The 17,633-nt window shown below is 71.6% G+C and carries 14 protein-coding genes; 8 read left to right on the forward strand and 6 right to left on the reverse strand.

All coding sequences use genetic code 11. The annotated features are described in order from the left end of the window. Positions 1-35: 35 nt before the first annotated feature. Positions 36-1,382: a peptidoglycan recognition protein gene (locus C3486_RS17005; RefSeq protein ID WP_103833551.1), complete on the reverse strand. Its 1,347-nt coding sequence runs from the start codon at positions 1,380-1,382 to the stop codon at positions 36-38. A gap of 129 nt (positions 1,383-1,511) precedes the next feature. Here C3486_RS17005 and C3486_RS17010 point away from each other — a divergent pair, with 129 nt between their 5' ends. The 4 genes from C3486_RS17010 to C3486_RS17025 all read left to right on the forward strand — a co-directional run bounded on the left by C3486_RS17010 (position 1,512) and on the right by C3486_RS17025 (position 7,476). Beyond that, a complete protein-coding gene (locus C3486_RS17010; protein WP_103833552.1) occupies positions 1,512-2,264 on the forward strand; it encodes a TIGR03089 family protein in 753 nt (250 codons plus the stop codon). A gap of 214 nt (positions 2,265-2,478) precedes the next feature. After that, positions 2,479-3,744 carry an LCP family protein gene (locus tag C3486_RS17015; protein ID WP_374936882.1) on the forward strand — a complete coding sequence of 422 codons (1,266 nt, stop codon included), beginning with the start codon at positions 2,479-2,481 and terminating at the stop codon, positions 3,742-3,744. A gap of 217 nt (positions 3,745-3,961) precedes the next feature. Further along, the gene (locus C3486_RS17020; RefSeq protein ID WP_103833554.1) at positions 3,962-5,728 is read left to right on the forward strand and encodes an LCP family protein; all 1,767 of its coding nucleotides are present in this window, start codon (positions 3,962-3,964) and stop codon (positions 5,726-5,728) included. Positions 5,729-5,832: 104 nt separating this feature from the next. After that, positions 5,833-7,476 (forward strand): LCP family protein, encoded by a 1,644-nt coding sequence (locus tag C3486_RS17025; RefSeq protein ID WP_103833555.1) that lies wholly within the window; start codon positions 5,833-5,835, stop codon positions 7,474-7,476. 78 nt (positions 7,477-7,554) lie between these two features. Here C3486_RS17025 and C3486_RS17030 read toward each other — a convergent pair whose 3' ends face one another. Continuing rightward, complete coding sequence (locus C3486_RS17030) at positions 7,555-8,589, reverse strand: glycosyltransferase family 2 protein (protein ID WP_103833556.1); 1,035 nt, start codon at positions 8,587-8,589, stop codon at positions 7,555-7,557. A 146-nt stretch (positions 8,590-8,735) separates the two neighbouring features. On the opposite strand from C3486_RS17030, the gene C3486_RS17035 reads away from it, so the two are divergent. Beyond that, positions 8,736-10,178, forward strand: a complete 1,443-nt coding sequence (locus C3486_RS17035; protein ID WP_103833557.1) for an LCP family protein — start codon at positions 8,736-8,738, stop codon at positions 10,176-10,178. 10 nt (positions 10,179-10,188) lie between these two features. Here the strand turns inward: C3486_RS17035 and C3486_RS17040 are convergent, their stop codons facing one another. Then, the gene (locus C3486_RS17040) at positions 10,189-10,743 is read right to left on the reverse strand and encodes an acyl-CoA thioesterase (RefSeq protein ID WP_103833558.1); all 555 of its coding nucleotides are present in this window, start codon (positions 10,741-10,743) and stop codon (positions 10,189-10,191) included. Between the two features lie 277 nt (positions 10,744-11,020). Here C3486_RS17040 and C3486_RS17045 point away from each other — a divergent pair, with 277 nt between their 5' ends. Next, complete coding sequence (locus C3486_RS17045; RefSeq protein ID WP_103833559.1) at positions 11,021-12,307, forward strand: LCP family protein; 1,287 nt, start codon at positions 11,021-11,023, stop codon at positions 12,305-12,307. A 75-nt stretch (positions 12,308-12,382) separates the two neighbouring features. Here C3486_RS17045 and C3486_RS17050 read toward each other — a convergent pair whose 3' ends face one another. Beyond that, on the reverse strand, positions 12,383-13,555 hold the full coding sequence (locus C3486_RS17050; protein ID WP_103833560.1) for an acyl-CoA dehydrogenase family protein: 1,173 nt from the start codon (positions 13,553-13,555) through the stop codon (positions 12,383-12,385). Positions 13,556-13,733: 178 nt separating this feature from the next. On the opposite strand from C3486_RS17050, the gene C3486_RS17055 reads away from it, so the two are divergent. Beyond that, entirely contained in the window at positions 13,734-15,074 is a 1,341-nt protein-coding gene (locus C3486_RS17055) for a UDP-glucose/GDP-mannose dehydrogenase family protein (protein ID WP_103833561.1), read from the forward strand. Between the two features lie 118 nt (positions 15,075-15,192). On the opposite strand, the gene C3486_RS17060 is transcribed toward C3486_RS17055, so the two are convergent. Next, positions 15,193-15,747: a CGNR zinc finger domain-containing protein gene (locus C3486_RS17060; protein ID WP_103833562.1), complete on the reverse strand. Its 555-nt coding sequence runs from the start codon at positions 15,745-15,747 to the stop codon at positions 15,193-15,195. Between the two features lie 74 nt (positions 15,748-15,821). Here C3486_RS17060 and C3486_RS17065 point away from each other — a divergent pair, with 74 nt between their 5' ends. Next, entirely contained in the window at positions 15,822-16,196 is a 375-nt protein-coding gene (locus C3486_RS17065; protein WP_103833563.1) for a VOC family protein, read from the forward strand. Positions 16,197-16,257: 61 nt separating this feature from the next. On the opposite strand, the gene C3486_RS17070 is transcribed toward C3486_RS17065, so the two are convergent. Then, a complete protein-coding gene (locus tag C3486_RS17070; protein ID WP_103833564.1) occupies positions 16,258-17,511 on the reverse strand; it encodes a dipeptidase in 1,254 nt (417 codons plus the stop codon). Between the last annotated feature and the right edge of the window lie 122 nt (positions 17,512-17,633).

Here is a 17,633-nt window from a genome sequence, read left to right on the forward strand (position 1 = left end):
GCCCGTGCGCAGTCACGGGCTCCGACCCCGGGCCCTCAGCGCCCTTGGAAGCGGGCGGAGGCGGTACGCGCCGAGCCGAGTGTGCCGTACAGCGCGGCACCCGGGCAGCTGGTCACATAGCCGTCCCTGTGTCCGGAGATGACATTCAGCCGGACTTTGGTTCCCTTCTTGAAACGGTTGCCGCCTCCCGAGACCAGTGTGGTCTTGCCGCTCGGGTTGCGGCCGTACAGCCCCAGCTTCCACGCGGTGAGCTTGCCGAGCGCCTCGACGGCGGCGGCCGACGGCTTGGCCTTGTCGAAGGTGCCGATGACCGCGATGCCCGTGGTGTCGCTGTTGAAGCCGAGGGTGTGGGCGCCCATGACGGGCTTGGCGACGCCGCCGGCCCGGCCCTCGTAGATCGTGCCGCACTTGTCGATCACGAAGTTGTAGCCGAGGTCCCGCCAGTGGTTGCTCTTGACGTGGTAGCGGTAGATGCCGCGGATGATCGCCGGCGACTGGCTGCAGGAGTAGGTGTTGCCGGTCGCGCTGTGGTGCACGAAGGCCGCCTTCACGGTCTTGGTGTACCCGAACTTCGGCTCCCGCAGCTTCTCGTCGGCGCCCCAGCCGGCCCGGGTGATGATCTTCGGCCGGGGGCCGTTCCGCGGCTCGGCCGCCTGGCCCCGGTCCTCCTGGCCGGCCGCCGCGAGGTCGGCCTGCAGCTGGTCGGCGGGGGCCGCCGGGATCTCGGTGGCGCCGGCCGGGGCGAGCCCGGCGTTGGCGGCCGAGCTGTCGTTGGCCTGCTGCCCGGCGGCGGCCGGCGCGGGGTCGCGCGACTTGGCGGGCGAGCCGGGGTCGACCAGCTCCAGCCGCATGCCGTCCGGGAGCTCGGTCACGGCCTGCCGGCCGGTCTCCGGGGCGATCCGCATCTGCACGGCGTCGGAGTCGCCCACCCACAGCGGCGCGGTGCCGCCGCGCGGCTTCTGACCGCGCTCCGGGGAGTCCAGGTCGGGGGCGTCGTCGTAGTGCGTCTGCACGTCCTGCCAGGCACCCCACTTGTGGCTGCCGGTGGCCCGGGTGCGGACCTGCGGCTGGCCGTGCAGTTCGGCCTTGGCGTCGTCCCAGACGACGCCGACGAGCGAGAAGGGCCGTACGTCCTTGACGGGCATGCCCAGGCGGGCGGCGGTGCCGGCCCGCGCCGAGCCCCGGCCGGGCAGGACGCGGTCGCGGTCGCCCAGCGGGACGAGCGGCAGGGACTGGGTGCTTCCGGGGACGCCCGCCTTGGCGGCCTCGGGAGCGGCGGCTGCGGGGGCCTTGGCGGGGTTCGCCCCGGCCGGCAGCGCGAGCGGTACGACGAGGGCCGCGAAGGTCGCGGCGCCGAGCGAAGTGGCAACGAAGGCACGCATGGAAGCGATCGTGTGCGAAGTACGACAAATCCGCCATTCGGTAACTGACGCCTCATCGGCGCGTCACGGCACCACGGGTCCTGCCGGGTACGCCGTACGGCGGCGCGCCGCGCGCGTAGGCTGGCGGCGATGAACGCCACCGACCGAACCCCCGCCGACCTGCTGCGATCCGCGCTGGCCACCGATCCGGCGCGGCCGCTCGTGACCTTCTACGACGACGCCACCGGCGAACGCGTCGAACTGTCCGTCGCCACCTTCGCCAATTGGGTGGCCAAGACCGCCAACTACCTCCAGGACGAGCTGTCGGCCGAGCCCGGCGACCGGCTCGCGCTGCTGCTGCCGACGCACTGGCAGACCGCCGTCTGGCTGCTGGCCTGCTCCTCCGTCGGAGTGGTCGCGGACGTGGGCGGCGACCCGGCGGCCGCGGACGTGGTCGTCAGCGGCCCGGACACCCTGGAGGCGGCACGCGCCTGCTCCGGGGAGCGGGTGGCGCTCGCGCTGCGCCCGCTGGGCGGCCGGTTCCCCGAGCCGCCGGCCGGCTTCGCCGACTACGCGGCCGAGGTGCCGGCCCAGGGCGACCGCTTCGCTCCGTACGCGCCGGTCGATCCGCAGGCGCCCGCGCTCGCCGTGGACGGGCGCGAGTTCACCGGCGCGGAGATCGGCGCCGCGGCCGTGGAGCTGGCGGCGCTGCCCGAGCGGCAGCGGGTGCTCTCCGCACTGCCGTACGGCACCTGGGACGGGCTGGCGTACGGGCTGTACGCACCGCTGGCGACGGGCGGCTCGGTCGTCCTGTGCCGCAACGCCGACCGGCTGGACGCGGACGGGCTCGCCCGGCGCAAGGAGGCCGAGCAGGTCACCGTCGAGGCGCCCGCGGCGGCCTGAGCACGCGGCCCCGGCATCCGGGGCATCGCCCGACCGGCCCAGCCGGCGCCCCGAGCGGGCGCCGATCCGTCCCGCGCGGTCCATGATCAGGGAGACGTACAACCCTGCGCGGGACTCGGCCGTCTGCCTGAGTACCGGGGCCCGGGCCTCGCCCGACCCCGGCACCGGGTGACCGGCCGTACCCCGTGCGGCCGACGCACGAGGGGTGGTCGCCGTGGACGACAGGCCGGAGATCCCCGAAGAACTGCAGCGCTGCAACGAGCGGACCGCGGCCGGCGACGGCCGGCCGCCGCGGCGGCGGTGGCTGCGCTGGACCGCGCTGGGCACGGGAGTCGTCGTGCTGGGCGCCGGCGCCGTCGGCTGGCTGGCGTACGACAAGCTCAACGGGAACATCACGGCCGACTCCGACACCGCGGCGCAGCTGCGCGGGTACGAGGCGGAGCGGCCGCCCGCCTCGGCGAAGAACGTGCAGAACATCCTGCTGATCGGCTCGGACAACCGCGGCGGCGGGAACCGCGAGTACGGCGCCGACGACGGCACCCAGCGCTCGGACACCACGATCCTGCTGCACCTGGCGGCGGACCGGAAGAGCGCGACGGCGGTCAGCATCCCGCGCGACCTGATGGTGCAGGTGCCGACCTGCACCAAGGAGGACGGCAGCCGTACGCAGCCCCAATTCACGCAGTTCAACTACGCGTTCGAGGCGGCGGGCCCGGCCTGCACGATCCGCACGGTCGAGCGGATGACCGACATCCGCATCGACCACCACATGATCCTGGACTTCACCGGCTTCAAGAAGATGGTGGACGCGGTGGACGGCGTGGAGGTCTGCCTGCCGCAGGCCGTCGCCGACCGGGACTCGCACCTGAACCTGGCGGCGGGCCGTCATCTGCTCCGCGGCGAGCAGGCGCTGGGGTACGTACGGGCCCGCAAGACGCTCGGGAACGGCAGCGACACCCAGCGGATGGAGCGCCAGCAGCAGTTCCTGGCGGCGCTGGTGAAGAAGGTGCAGGGCAACGGCGTGCTGCTCAATCCCACGCGCCTGTACCCGCTCCTGGACGCCGCGACGAGCTCCCTCACCACCGACGAGGGGCTGGCGTCGCTGAAGGGCCTCTTCAATCTGGTGCGCAGCGTCCGCGGCATTCCCACCGACAAGATTCATTTCCTGACGGTGCCGCGCCAGGCGTACGCACTCAACATCAACCGCGACGAACTGGTGCAGCCGGACGCCGACCGGCTCTTCGGCCGGCTGCGCGCGGACCGTCCCGTTCCGGTACGGCCGGCGCCGACGGAACAGACCGACACCACCGAATACGACGATCCCGCCAAGGACCCGCAGACCGGACAGACGGACGCGCGCGGAGCGGGACGTTCGAACAGCGGGGACGAAGCTGACAAGCCCGACCATCCCGAATCGGCCACGCCCGGCCCCGTGACCACCTTCCGGGGAACCACAGCAGACCGGGGCATTTGCCGATAAACCCTCCATAAAGCGTGCATCAAGGACGCGAAAGTATCGGGTGGATTGCCCAGTTGTAGGGACGTGGAATTTGTCACGGGCGTCGCTTGACGCTGAACTGGGCGGATAGTGTGAGCGATCCGGTCGCAAGACTGGCTGACCGCGCACTGCAATCCGACCGACCGAGCGCCTTGAGGGGGCAGGCGCCGCGTGGCACCGACGGAGGACTCAAGGCACCGTGGACGCGCAAGGCCGTGGGCAGGCGGGCGACATCGATCCCGCCGATCAGTGGGTGTTCGATCCGAACACCGGCAACTACGAACTGCGACTGGATGCTGGCTCAAAGTCAGCCCCCAGGCAGGGCGGCCGGAGAGCCGAAGCCCCCTCCGCGGCCCCCGCGGAAAGTGGCCGGAAGCAGCGGCGCGCGCAGGAACGCGGACGGTCGGCCGGTTCCGGCCGTGACACGCCGACCCGGGAGCTGCCCGCCCAGCGCAACCGCCGGGCCGGCGGCCGCGCCGGGCACCGCGCGGCGGCGGCAGCGGCGACGGCCCCGGCGGCGAGCACCGGGCGCCGCAAGCCCAAGCCGAGGGCGTCGAAGAAGAAGAAAGCCCTGTACTGGGGCGCGGGCGCGATGGGATTCGTGCTGGTCGCCGGCTGCACGGGCGCGTACTTCGTCTACCAGCACCTCGACGGCAACATCTCCAAGGTCGACGTCGGCATCAACAACGACGCGGTCACCGACGGCCCCGTGAACATACTGATCATGGGAACGGACTCCCGTGAGGGCAAGGGCAACGCCGGCTACGGGGACCTGGGCAGCGTCGGCCACGCCGACACCACGATCCTGATGCACGTCTCCGAGGACCGGACGAACGCCACCGCGCTGAGCATTCCGCGCGACATGATCACCGACATCCCGGACTGCCCCACGAAGCAGAAGGACGGCTCGACGAAGAACATTCCCGGCGAGACGGGGGTGCGCTTCAACACCAGCCTCGGCCAGGAGGGCCGGGACCCGGGCTGCACCTGGCGGACCGTCGAGAAGATGACCGGCCTGAAGATCAACCACTTCATGATGGCGGACTTCAACGCCGTCAAGGAGCTGTCCACCGCGGTGGGCGGCGTCGAGGTGTGCGCCGGCAAGGACATCGACGACCCCAAGTCGCACCTGCACCTCAAGGCCGGCAAGCACGTCGTCCAGGGCGAGCAGGCGCTGGCGTTCGTACGGACCCGGCACACCGTCGGGACCGGCAGTGACCTGAGCCGCATCGAGCTGCAGCAGCAGTTCCTCAGCTCGATGATCCGCAAGATGAAGTCCGACGACACGCTCAGCAACCCGAGCAAGCTGTGGAAGCTGAGCAACGCCGCCACCAAGGCGCTCACCGTCGACACCGGCATCGGCACCGCGAGCAAGCTGATGGACCTGGCCAAGGACCTCAGCCGGGTGGACGTCAAGAACGTCACCTTCGCGACCGTGCCGGTTCTGGACAACCCTGAGGACCCCGCGACCGTCATATTGGACAAGGCCAAGGCCGATCCGCTGTTCAAGATGGTCCAGGCCGACCACTCGCTGACGAAGACGAAGAAGGAAAAGACCAAGAAGAAGGCCAAGCCGGTCACCAAGGCTCCCGCCGCGGAGGTCCGGGTCGACGTCTCGAACGGCGGCGGCCCGCTGGGCGCCGCGCAGGAGACCGTCGACTGGCTGCAGAACACCAAGGGCGCACCGCTGTCCACCAACGCCGGCAACGCGACCACCACCCTGGACACGACGCGTCTGGAGTACGCGCCGAACCAGGCGGGCCAGGCGGCGACGCTGGCCGAGTGGATGGGCCTGCCGAAGTCGGCGATGAAGGAGACGTCGGGTGACGCCGGGCCCAAGGTGCCGATGAAACTGATCCTCGGCAAGGACTTCACCGGTGCCGGCGAGCCCATCGAGGCGCCGACGAAGACGCCGGACGGCGTGCAGAACGTCAACGCCGACGACAAGAACGTCTGCGCCAAGTAGGCGTGCAGTACCGCAGGACCAGTACGACCAAGTGAACAACGACCGGCCGCCCTGCCAGGCCGCCGAGCGCACCACCGGATGAAGGAAACGGGGAGGGGCAGCCGATGCGGCAGAGCAGTGTGCGGGGTGACCGATCACGCAGGCACCAGCCCGACGCCCAGGAACTGGGCTGGGACGACAGCCTTTACGAAGGGCGGAGCGGGGACGGCGGCGAGGGCGCCGCGGACCCCGCCGGGCCCGCGGGCCACGGCAGGCGCCGGCGCCGAAGAGGGCGCCGGGTCCTGCGGTGGACCGCCGGCATCGCCGCGCTCCTCGTGCTCGGCACCGCGGGCGCCGGCTACCTCTACTACGAGCACCTCAACGGGAACCTCCGCAAGGGCGCGCTGGACCTCGGCGACGGCGGGCTGAAGAAACCCGAGCCGAACGCCTTCGGGCAGACCCCGATGAACATCCTGCTGCTCGGCTCGGACAGCCGGAACAGCAAGGAGAACCTCAAGCTCGGCGGCGCCAAGGGCGACGTGGGGCGCAAGCCGCTGGCGGACGTGCAGATGCTGCTGCACGTCTCCGCCGACCGCTCCAGCATGTCGGTGCTCTCCATACCGCGGGACACCCGCGTCACCATCCCCGAGTGCACCGACCCCAAGAGCGGTGAGAAGTACCCGCAGACCACCGCGCCCATCAACCAGTCGCTGCAGCACGGCGGTCCGGGCTGCACGGTCGCCACCTGGAAAGAGCTGACCGGCATCTACATCGATCACTTCATGATGATCGACTTCGCGGGCGTGGTGCAGATGGCCGACGCGGTGGGCGGCGTCCCCGTCTGCGTCGACGGCAACGTCTACTCGCACGACAGCAAGGGCCACGGCAGCGGGCTGAAGCTGACCAAGGGCGAGCACACCATCAAGGGCGTCCAGGCGCTCCAGTGGCTGCGCACCCGCTACGGCTTCGAGGACAACACCGACATCGGCCGGGCCAAGGCCCAGCACATGTACATGAACTCGATGATCCGTCAGCTGAAGTCGAGCGCCAAGCTCACCGACCCGGGCAAGCTGCAGGCGCTCGCCGAGGCCGCCACCAAGGCGCTGACCGTGGACGAGGGCCTCGGCACGGTCAAGAAGCTCTACGACCTCGGCGGCGACCTCAACCGGGTGCCGGTCAAGCGGATCACCATGGCGACGATGCCGTGGGCGTACGGTCCCGGCGAGTCCTACGTGATACCCAAGCCGGGCGACGCCGACCAGGTCTTCGCGATGCTGCGCAACGACACCGCGCTGGACGGCAAGGACAAGGCGAAGAAGAAGCCCGCCGCCGACCCGAAGCCCACCACGGCCAAGGACCAGCTGCAGATCACCGTGCAGAACGGCACCAACGGCGCGATCCAGGGCCCGGTGGTCGGCCGCGCGAGCCAGGTACAGGGGCAGCTGGCGTCGCTCGGCTACACCGCGGCGGGCACCGACGCCACGCTGATCGCCCAGGCGGACACCACGATCACGTACGGGGGCAAGGACGCCGAGGGGGACGCGCTCGGCGTCGCCAAGGCGCTCGGGCTGCCCAAGAGCGCGGTGAAGGAGTCCAGTTCGGCCCAGGGCATCCGGCTGGTGGTCGGCAACGACTGGCGCGCCGGCACCGCGTACCCGAAGGCGGCCGGCGGCAAGAAGCAGGCGGACAAGGCCCCGGAGAGCGCGGATGCCCTCAACGGCGAGGACAAGGGCGCGTGCATGAAGGTGAACCCCGGCTACACCTGGTGAGGCCCGGCCGGAAGCACGAACGGCGGCGGCCGGTTCCCCGAGGGGAGCCGGCCGCCGCCGTTCTCGTGCGCGGAGTCCTCAGACCGTCTCGGCCGGGGCCTTCACCGCCGGGCGGCGGCTGGCGATGACCCGCTTGGCCAGCGAGCGCGGGCTGGTCAGGAAGCCCCAGCCCCACGACATGTGCATGGTCGCCAGCGCGACGGGGATCTGGACGCGGGCCTTGAGCGACAGGCCCTTGCCGGCCGGGACGGAACCCGCCGTGATGGCCGCGAGGTAGGCGCCCGGGACGACGAAGCCCCACGGGGTCACGGCCGCGCCGACCACGAGGCCGGCGGCGATCGCGCACACCGCGGCCGGCGGGGCGAGGTAGCGGGCGTTGATCGAACCGGAGTGGTAGCGCGCGACGACGTGCCGCCACTTGCCGTAGTCCTTGTACTGCTTCGCGAGCGCCTTCACGCTCGGCCGGGGGCGGTACTGCACCTTCAGCTCGGGCGAGAACCAGATCAGCCCGCCGGCCTCGCGGATGCGGAAGTTCAGCTCCCAGTCCTGGGCGCGGATGAACTCCACGTTGTACCCGCCCTGCTGCTCCAGCGCCTCGCGCCGGAAGACGCCCAGGAAGACGGTCTCGGCGGGACCCGCCTGGCCGCCGGTGTGGAAGGCCGCGTTGCCCACCCCGATCTTCGAGGTCATGGCGGCCGCGACGGCCTCCTCCCAGGGCGTCTCGCCCTCGGCGTTCATGATGCCGCCGACGTTCTGCGCGCCGGTCTCCTCCAGGAGGCGCACCGCGGTCGCGATGTAGTTGCGCGACAGCATGCCGTGGCCGTCGACGCGCACCACGATCGGGTGCCGGGACGCCTTGATGGCGGCGTTCAGCGCTGCGGGCGTACGGCCGGTGGGGTTCGGCACGGTGTGGACCCGCGGGTCCTCCCGTACCAGCTCGGCGGCGATCTCGTCGGTGCGGTCCGTGGACGGCCCGAGCGCGATCACCACCTCCATCTCGCCGTCGTACTCCTGCTCCAGGATGTGGCGCACGGAGTCGCGCAGATGACGTTCCTCATTGAGCACCGGCATGATCACGGAGACTGCGGGGTGCTGGCTCGGCGTGGCGTTCATCGGTGTTCACGTTACCGCGAACGGGCGTACGGGCCTGACGGCAGCCGAGTGGCGCTGTGGACGGGAGCGGCGTGTGATGACAGTCAGCCGATCATATCGACGTACTGTCGTCCGTCCCCCTGCTCCCTACGAGGAGGTGCCCCGCCATGTCCCCACCGCCCCGCACCCTCCCGCTCCCCGCACCCGGCAGGCGGCGCCGGCGCGCCCGGTGGATCGTGCGGGTGACCGCCGCCGCCTCCGTCGTCCTGCTGGCCGCGAGCGGCGTCGGGCACGCGATGGTCACCGGGGTGGAGAAGGGCATCACCCGGGTGGACGCCTTCAAGGGCATGGACCACCGGCCGCGCCCCGCCACCGGCCACGGGATGACCTTCCTGGTCGCGGGGACGGACGGCCGGGACCGGCTGTCCAAGGCGGAGAAGGACCGCTACCACCTCGGCGGTGCGCCCTGTCACTGCACCGACACGCTCATGCTCGTCCACCTCTCGGCGGCCAGGGACCGGGCCAGCGTGATCAGCCTGCCGCGCGACTCCTACGCCGAGGCGCCGGAGTACAGGGACGAGAAGTCCGGGCGGACGGTGCCGGCCCACCCCATCCGGCTGAACGCGGCGTACGCGGAGGGCGGCCCGAACCTCACCGTCCGCACCGTCGAGCACATGACCGGCGTGCACATCGATCACTACCTGGAGGTCGACTTCACCAGCTTCATGAAGACGGTGGACGCGGTCGGCGGGGTGCAGGTGTGCACCTCCACCCCGCTGAAGGACCGCTACACCGGCCTGGACCTGCCGCGCGGCCGCAGCGAGCTGAACGGCGGCGAGGCACTGCAGTACGTACGCGCCCGGCACCTGGACGGCGGCTCGGACCTGGGCCGCATGCAGCGCCAGCAGCGCTTCCTGGTGGCCCTGCTGCACCGGATCACCGACTCGGACGCCCTGGTGAACCCCGTACGGTTCAAGAAGGTCACCTCGACCGTGCTGGACTCGCTGCGGGCCGACGCCGGCTTCGGCCCGGACGAGATGATGGCCCTCGGCCAGGCGCTGCGCGGCTTCAAGCCCTCCTCGTCGGAGTTCGTCTCCGTGCCCATCGGTGACATGAACTACACCGACCCGAAGCTGGGCTCGACGGTGAAGTGGGACGAGGACCGCGCGAAGAAGCTCTTCGAGGCCATCCGCGCGGACCGCCCGCTCGCCGTGCACAAGAAGCGCAAGCAGCGCGCGACCATGGTCGACGTGGCGCCGGGCGAGGTCCGGGTGCAGGTCGAGAACGGCACCCGGGTCAGCGGGCAGGCCGCCAGGACCGACAAGGCGCTGCGGGCCGAGGGCTTCGCGACCACGGGTGCGCCGCGCAACGCGCAGTCGCCCGCCGAGCACACCGAGATCAGCTACGACCCGCGCTGGGACCGCTCCGTACGGACGCTGGCCGCCGCGCTGCCCGGCGCGAAGCTGCGGAAGGTGCCGGGCCAGGGCCCGGTGCTGCGGGTCACGCTCGGCCCCGACCACAAGGAGGTGCACAAGGTGCGCGCCGAGGTGCCGGAGCCGGGCTCGGGCGATGCCCCGGCGGTCACGGGGGACGAGGAGGAGTGCCGGTGAGCCGCGCGGCTCAGTCGTCGACGACGCCGTCGGCGGTGCGGCGCTCGCGCAGCTCCTTGATGGCACGCCGGCGGGCCAGCCGGTGCGTGCGGCGGATCTGGGCCTCCTGGTAGCGGCGCTTGTCGCGCTCGGTCTCGGGGATCACCGGCGGGACCGGGCGCGGCTTGCCGTTCTCGTCGACGGCGGCGAAGACCAGGTAGGCGGAGCCGACCTGCTGGGCGGGGGTGGACTCGTTCCAGCGCTCGGCCAGCACCCGCACGCCGATCTCCATCGAGGACCGGCCGGTCCAGTTGACCTGGGCCTTCACATGCACCAGGTCGCCGACCCTGACCGGCTCCAGGAAGGCCATCTCGTCCATGGAGGCGGTGACGGCCGGGCCGCCGGAGTGCCGGCCGGCCACCGCGCCCGCCGCGTCGTCCACCAGCTTCATGATCACGCCACCGTGGACGGTGCCGAGGAGATTGGTGTGGCTCGCATCCATGATGTGGCTGAGCGTCGTACGCGAGACGGAGGTGGGCTTGCCCGGGAGGCTGCCCTCCTGGCTGTCGGTGACGAGATCGGTCATACGTCCACCCTATGCACCCCGGGAGACACCTTCTGCCCGAGACCGTCGCGGAGGTCCCCGACCGGTCCGGTTTGCTTGTGATTCATGTCATTACGGTCGCAATCGCGCGCAAACGTACGTCCCGAGCGTCCCGAAACGTCGCCTCCCGTCCCACCCGGCCCAATGGTCACGCGCTCCCCTTTATGCCGCCCCGTTTTGCATCAGCTCTGCAACAGCCGGGGTCCGATCCCGTCCCCGCCCTGTATGGCGGGCCGGACCGGCAGGCACACTTTGCTGCATGAACGAGTGGCGCGACGGGCTCGCCCGTGACGACGACAGGAACCGGTACGGACGCGGCAGCGGCAGCGCCCAGCCGGAGGGCGCGCGCGCCATGCGACAGGTGCGCCGGGAGCCCGCTCCCGCCCACGGCGAGCCGCCGCTGCCGCCCGGCATGTCCCCGCGCCGGCAGGCCGTGCCGCCGCAGCCGGGGCACGACGGCGGGTACGGCGGCGGCCGGTACGACGACGGGTACAACACCGGTCAGGTCTACGGCGGCGGCCGCGGCGGTGGCGGCGGCTACGACGACGGCTACCGGCCGCGCCCGAACTGGGGCCGGCGCATCAAGGCGACCGTCCTCACGCTGGTCGTCGTCCTGCTCGTCGCCACGGTCGGCACGTACTTCTGGGCCGACTCCAAGATGCGCAAGGAGGTCGACCTCAGCAAGGTGATCGACCGCCCCGAGGAGGGCGACGGCACCAACTACCTGATCGTCGGCTCGGACAGCCGCGAGGGCATGTCGGCGCAGCAGAAGAAGGACCTGCACACCGGCTCCGCCGAGGGCAAGCGCACCGACTCGATGATGATCCTGCACACCGGGTCCAACGGCCCGACGCTGATCTCGCTGCCGCGTGACTCCAACGTCACGATCCCGCAGTTCCGCGGCTCGGAGTCCGGCAAGATGCAGCCCGCCATGGGCGCCAACAAGCTCAACGCCGCGTACTCCATCGACGGCCCGCAGCTGCTGGTCCGCACGGTCGAGTACAACACCGGCCTGCACATCGACCACTACGCCGAGATCGGCTTCGCCGGCTTCGCGAACATCGTGGACGCCATCGGCGGCGTGGACATGAAGCTGGACAAGGGCTTCAAGGACAAGTGGTCCGGCGCCGACTTCAAGGCCGGCGAGCAGACCCTCAACGGCCAGCAGGCCCTGGCGTACGTCCGTACCCGGCACGCCTTCGCCGGCAGCGACCTGGACCGCACCAAGAACCAGCAGAAGTTCCTCTCCACGCTGGCCCACCAGGTGGCCTCGCCCGGCACGCTGCTGAACCCCTTCGAGCTGTACCCCGCGATGGGCGCCGGCCTGGACACCCTGATCGTCGACAAGGACATGGGCCCGTACTCGCTGGCCAAGATGTTCTTCGCGCTGAAGGACGTCACCAGCAAGGGCGGCGACGGGAAGTCGATGAACATGCCGGTCTCCGGCAGCGTCGGCGGCAACCTCGCGTGGGACATGCCCAAGGTCAAGCAGCTGGTGAACGAGCTGAAGAACGACGACCCGGTGACGGTCTCCGCCGACCAGTGACCCGTCGTCCGGCACGCGGGAAGGCCCCGGCTCCTCGGAGGAGCCGGGGCCTTCCCGCGTGCAGGGGGCCCGCCGTTACGGCAGGTTCCGCGCCATGACGATGCGCTGGACCTGGTTGGTGCCCTCGTAGATCTGGGTGATCTTCGCGTCGCGCATCATGCGCTCCAGCGGGTAGTCCCGGGTGTAGCCGTAGCCGCCGAGGAGCTGGACCGCGTCGGTGGTGATCTCCATGGCCGCGTCGGAGGCGTAGCACTTGGCGGCCGCACCGAAGAAGGTGAGGTCCTCGTCCTTGCCGCCGGCGGAGATCCGCTCGGACTTGGCGGCCGCCGCGTAGGTGAGCTGGCGGGCGGCCTCCAGCTTCATGGCCATGTCGGCGAGCATGAACTGCACGCCCTGGAAGTCGCCGATCGGCTTGCCGAACTGCTTGCGCTCCTGGACGTACCCCTTGGCGTAGTCCAGCGCGCCCTGGGCGATGCCCAGCGCCTGGGCCGCGATGGTGATGCGGGTGTGGTCCAGGGTCTTCATGGCGGTGGCGAAGCCGGTGCCCTCCGCGCCGATCATGCGGTCGGCGGGGATGCGCACGTTGTCCAGGTAGACCTCGCGGGTCGGCGAGCCCTTGATGCCCAGCTTCTTCTCCGGCGCGCCGAAGGAGACGCCCTCGTCGCCCTTCTCCACCACGAAGGCGGAGATGCCCTTGGAGCGCTTCTCGGGGTCGGTGACGGCCATCACGGTGTAGTACTCCGAGACGCCGGCGTTGGTGATCCAGCGCTTGACGCCGTTGAGCACCCAGGAGTCGCCGTCGCGCACGGCACGGGTCTTCATGCCCGCCGCGTCCGAGCCCGCGTCCGGCTCGGAGAGGCAGTAGGAGAACATCGCGTCGCCCTTGGCCAGCGGGCCCAGGTACTTCTTCTTCAGCTCCTCGGAGCCGGAGAGGATCACCGGCAGCGAGCCCAGCTTGTTCACCGCGGGGATCAGGGAGGAGGAGGCGCAGACGCGGGCCACCTCCTCGATGACGATGACGGTGGCCAGCGCGTCGGCGCCGGCGCCGCCGTAGGACTCGGGGACGTGCACGGCGTGCAGGTCATTGGCGACCAGCGCGTCCAGCGCCTCCTGCGGGAAGCGCGCCTCCTCGTCGACCTCGGTGGCGAACGGCGCGATCTTCGCCTCGGCGAGCGCGCGCACCGACTCGCGGAGCATGTCGTGCTCCTCGGCCGGCCGGTACAGATCGAAATCGGCGTTTCCCGCCAAGGTCTCTCATCTCCCCTGAGTGCTAACTACCGTTAAGTAACCTGTCGCGTTTCCCCGAATTCTAGAGCCGTGGCATGCCCTGGGGTACGTGAGGTTGCCGACAACGTCCGGATCGCGCACGCCCCGTCACGGATATGCTCGGGCCCGCAGCGTCACCGAGTTCGCATTTGGAGCATCCATGCCCCTCAAGATCACCGTGATCGGCACCGGCTACCTCGGCGCCACGCACGCCGCCGCCATGGCCGAGCTCGGCTTCGAGGTGCTGGGGCTCGACATCGTGCCCGAGAAGATCGAGATGCTCGGCCGCGGTGAGGTGCCCCTGTACGAGCCCGGCCTGGAGGAGCTGCTGCGCAAGCACGTCGCCGGGCTGCCGGGCTCCAGCGGGCGGCTGCGGTTCACCACCTCGTGGGAAGAGGCCGGTGCCTTCGGTGACGTGCACTTCGTGTGCGTGAACACCCCGCAGAAGCACGGCGAGTACGCCTGTGACATGTCCTACGTCGACAGCGCCTTCGAGTCGCTGGCGCCGCACCTGACGCGCCCCACGCTGGTGGTCGGCAAGTCCACCGTGCCGGTCGGCAGCGCGGCGCGGCTCGCGAAGCGGCTGGCCGAGCTGGCCCCGGCCGGCGAGGAGGCCGAGCTGGCCTGGAACCCCGAATTCCTGCGCGAGGGCTTCGCGGTCCAGGACACCCTGCACCCGGACCGGATCGTGGTCGGCGTCGCGAGCGACCGCGCCGAGTCGCTGCTGCGCGAGGTGTACGCCACGCCGCTGGCCGAGGGCTCGCCGTTCGTCGTCATGGACTACCCGACCGCCGAGCTGGTGAAGACCGCGGCCAACTCCTTCCTGGCCACCAAGATCTCCTTCATCAACGCGATGGCCGAGATCTGTGAGGCGGCCGACGGCGACGTCATGAAGCTGGCCGAGGCGATCGGCCACGACGAGCGGATCGGCAAGAAGTTCCTGCGCGCCGGGGTCGGCTTCGGCGGCGGTTGCCTGCCCAAGGACCTGCGCGCCTTCATGGCGCGCGCCGGTGAGCTGGGCGCCGACCAGGCGCTGACCTTCCTCCGCGAGATCGACTCGATCAACATGCGCCGCCGCGGGCACATGGTGGAGCTGGCGCGCGAGGCGGTCGGCGGCGGCTTCCTCGGCAAGCGGGTCGCCGTCCTGGGCGCGACCTTCAAGCCGGACTCCGACGACGTGCGCGACTCCCCCGCGCTGAACGTCGCGGGCCAGATCCACCTCCAGGGCGGCCAGGTCACGGTGTACGACCCCAAGGGCATGGAGAACGCCCGCCGGGTCTTCCCCACCCTCGGGTACGCGCCGACCGCGCTGGACGCGGTGCGCGGCGCCGACGTGGTGCTGCACCTGACCGAGTGGCGCGAGTTCCGCGAGCTGGACCCGGCGACGCTGGGCGAGGTCGCGGCGCACCGCCGCATCCTGGACGGCCGCAACGCGCTCGACCCGGAGCTGTGGCGCAAGGCCGGCTGGACGTACCGGGCGCTGGGCCGCCCGCGCGCGTAAGCCGTACCGGACTTCCGTACCGCCCGTCCCGCCGCACCGGCGGGGCGGGCGGTGCCGTTTTCCGGCCGCGGCAGGCTCCGGCCGCCGGGCGGCGGAGCAGTACGGAGCCGCGCGGCCGTCAGCCGGACTCCGCCGCGCGCCGGGCCCGGTACGTGCGCATCTTCGCCCGGCTGCCGCACACCGCCATGGAGCACCACCGGCCCCGCCCGCCTGGGCTGCGGTCGTAGAACACCCACTGGCAGTCGTGCGCCTCGCATGCCTTGAGGCGGGGCCAGCTGCCGTCGGCCGCAGCGGTCGCGATGCCGGCGGCGATCCGGGCGGTCAGCGCGGCGGCGCCGGTGAGCCCGGCGGCCGGGCGCAGCGCGGCCTCGCCGCGGGCGTCGACGGCGAGGGTGAGGGGCGCGTCGGCGAGCAGCGCGTTCAGCGTCCGCCCGGTCTCCGCGGGCACGTCCTGGCCGGTGTGCGCGAGACAGGCGGCGCGCAGCGCCTCGCGGAGCCGCCGGACGGCGTCCAGCTCGTGCGTGCCGGCGGACGCCGGCGGCACGCCGTGGTCGCGCAGGAAGGCGGCGAGTGCGCCGGGGGCCGCCAGCGCGTCCTGTCCGGTTTCGATGTCGAGGGTGTTCGCCAGCTCCTGGACCAGGGCCAGGGGAGGCGGCGCGCTGCGGTCGGCCACCCTTGCCACGTTACCGGCACTGGGCCATCATGCAGTAACCGAGTTACCGCTACCCCTGCGCAGGAGGTAACACCATGGCCATCGCTGAGTTCGGCGTCGTCGTGCTCGACGCCCCCGACCCCGTGGCGCTCGCCGAGTTCTACGCCGGACTGCTCGGCTGGCAGGTCGGCGAGCTCGAGGAGGACGGCACCTGGATCGAGGTGAACGGGCCGCAGGGCCGGCTGCTCGCCTTCCAGAAGGCGCCCGACATGGTGCCGCCGGACTGGCCCAGCGGAGAGCGGTCCCAGCAGTTCCACCTGGACTTCCGGGTGCCGCGGGAGCGGATCGAGGAGGCCGAGCGCGAGGCGCTGAAGCTGGGCGCGCGGCTCGTCCAGACCGACGACGGCGACCGCAACTGGCGGGTCTACCTCGACCCGGCCGGGCATCCGTTCTGTCTCTGCCTGCACTGACGACGGGCCGGCGCGGGGCGGGCGGGAGCTTCCCGCCCGCCCCTCCGCCGTTCCGCGCCCGTCAGGTCCAGGCCCAGTGCAGCCGGGTCATCCGGTCCCGCCGGTCGGCCCGGTCCAGCCGGTCGATGGTCGCCGTGGACGGCCCGCGGCGGTGCCGGGCCTCGCGCGCGGCGAACTCCGCGCCGCGCATCGCGCGCAGCGCGTTCCCCCAGGTCAGCCCGGCCAGGTCGGAGAAGGACCAGCCGCGCGAGATCAGCTCGGCGATCAGCCGCGGATAGCCGGAGACGTCCTCCAGGCCCTGCGGCCGCCCGTCGGCCGGATCGGTGTCGAACCCGCCGCCGAGGCCGACGTGCTGCGCCCCCGCCACGTTCCGTACGTGGTCCAGGTGGTCGGCGACGTCCTCGATGGTCGCGGCGCCCACCGGCCCCGCGACCCGCTGCGGCGCGAAGGTGACCATGCAGATGCCGCCGTTGCGGGGCAGCTGCGCGAGCACGTCGTCGGGGACGTTGTACCGGTGGTTGGTCAGGTTCCGGGCGGCCGAGCGGTGCAGGAAGACCGGCGCCTTGGTGATGCCCAGCGTGTGCCGCATCGTGTCGTGCGAGGCGTACGAGAGGTCGATGAGCATCCCGAGGCGGTTCATCTCCCGGACCACCTCCTCGCCGAAGGCGGTGAGGCCGCCCGCGCACGGGGTGTCGGCCGCCGCGTCCGCCCACGGGGTGTTGCGGTCCGGCGTCAGCAGCATCGAGCGGACGCCGAGGGTGTGCAGGGCGCGCAGCGCGCCGAGCGAGCTGTCGATGATCTGGCCGCCGGCCGAGCCGAGCAGGCAGGCGATGCGGCCGCGGTTGCGGCACTCGGTGACGTCGTCGGCGGTCATCGCCAGCCGCAGCGCCTCGGGGTAGGCCCGCACCAGCTGGTGCACGAAGTCGATCTGTTCGAGCGTGGCGCTGATGGCGTGGTCGCCGCTGAGCGCGGTCGGCACCTGCACCGACCAGAACTGCGCGCCCACCCGGCCCTGCTGGAGCCGCGGGATGTCGGTGCTGACGGCGGGTTCGCCGTATTCGAGGTCGTAGTAGTGACCCGGTGTCAGGTCATCGCCGTGGTGCAGCCGCAGGGCCCACGGCAGGGCGTTGTGGCCGTCGAAGACGGGGTGCGCGGCGAGCAGCGCGTGCGCGCGGGAGAGCGGGTCCCGGCGCAGCGGCGGGTCGGCGGGGCGCCCGAGCGTTCCGTACGGGGAGTGGGCGTCCTCGGCGGCGCCGAGATCCCCGGCGGCACCGGTGAGGTCTGCGGCTTCCAGATCGGGGGCGAGGTCGGCCATTTCGGAACTCCTGGATCGGTGGCAGTAGGGCCACCGTGACACGGGAGATCCACTAGTTCGCGGTGAGTGATGCGTACGGGGCATCTTGCACTCGGACATGCGTCCGGGGGTGTCGGCCGAAC

It is taken from the genome of Streptomyces sp. Ru73 (assembly GCF_002920575.1).
GTDB lineage: Bacteria > Actinomycetota > Actinomycetes > Streptomycetales > Streptomycetaceae > Streptomyces.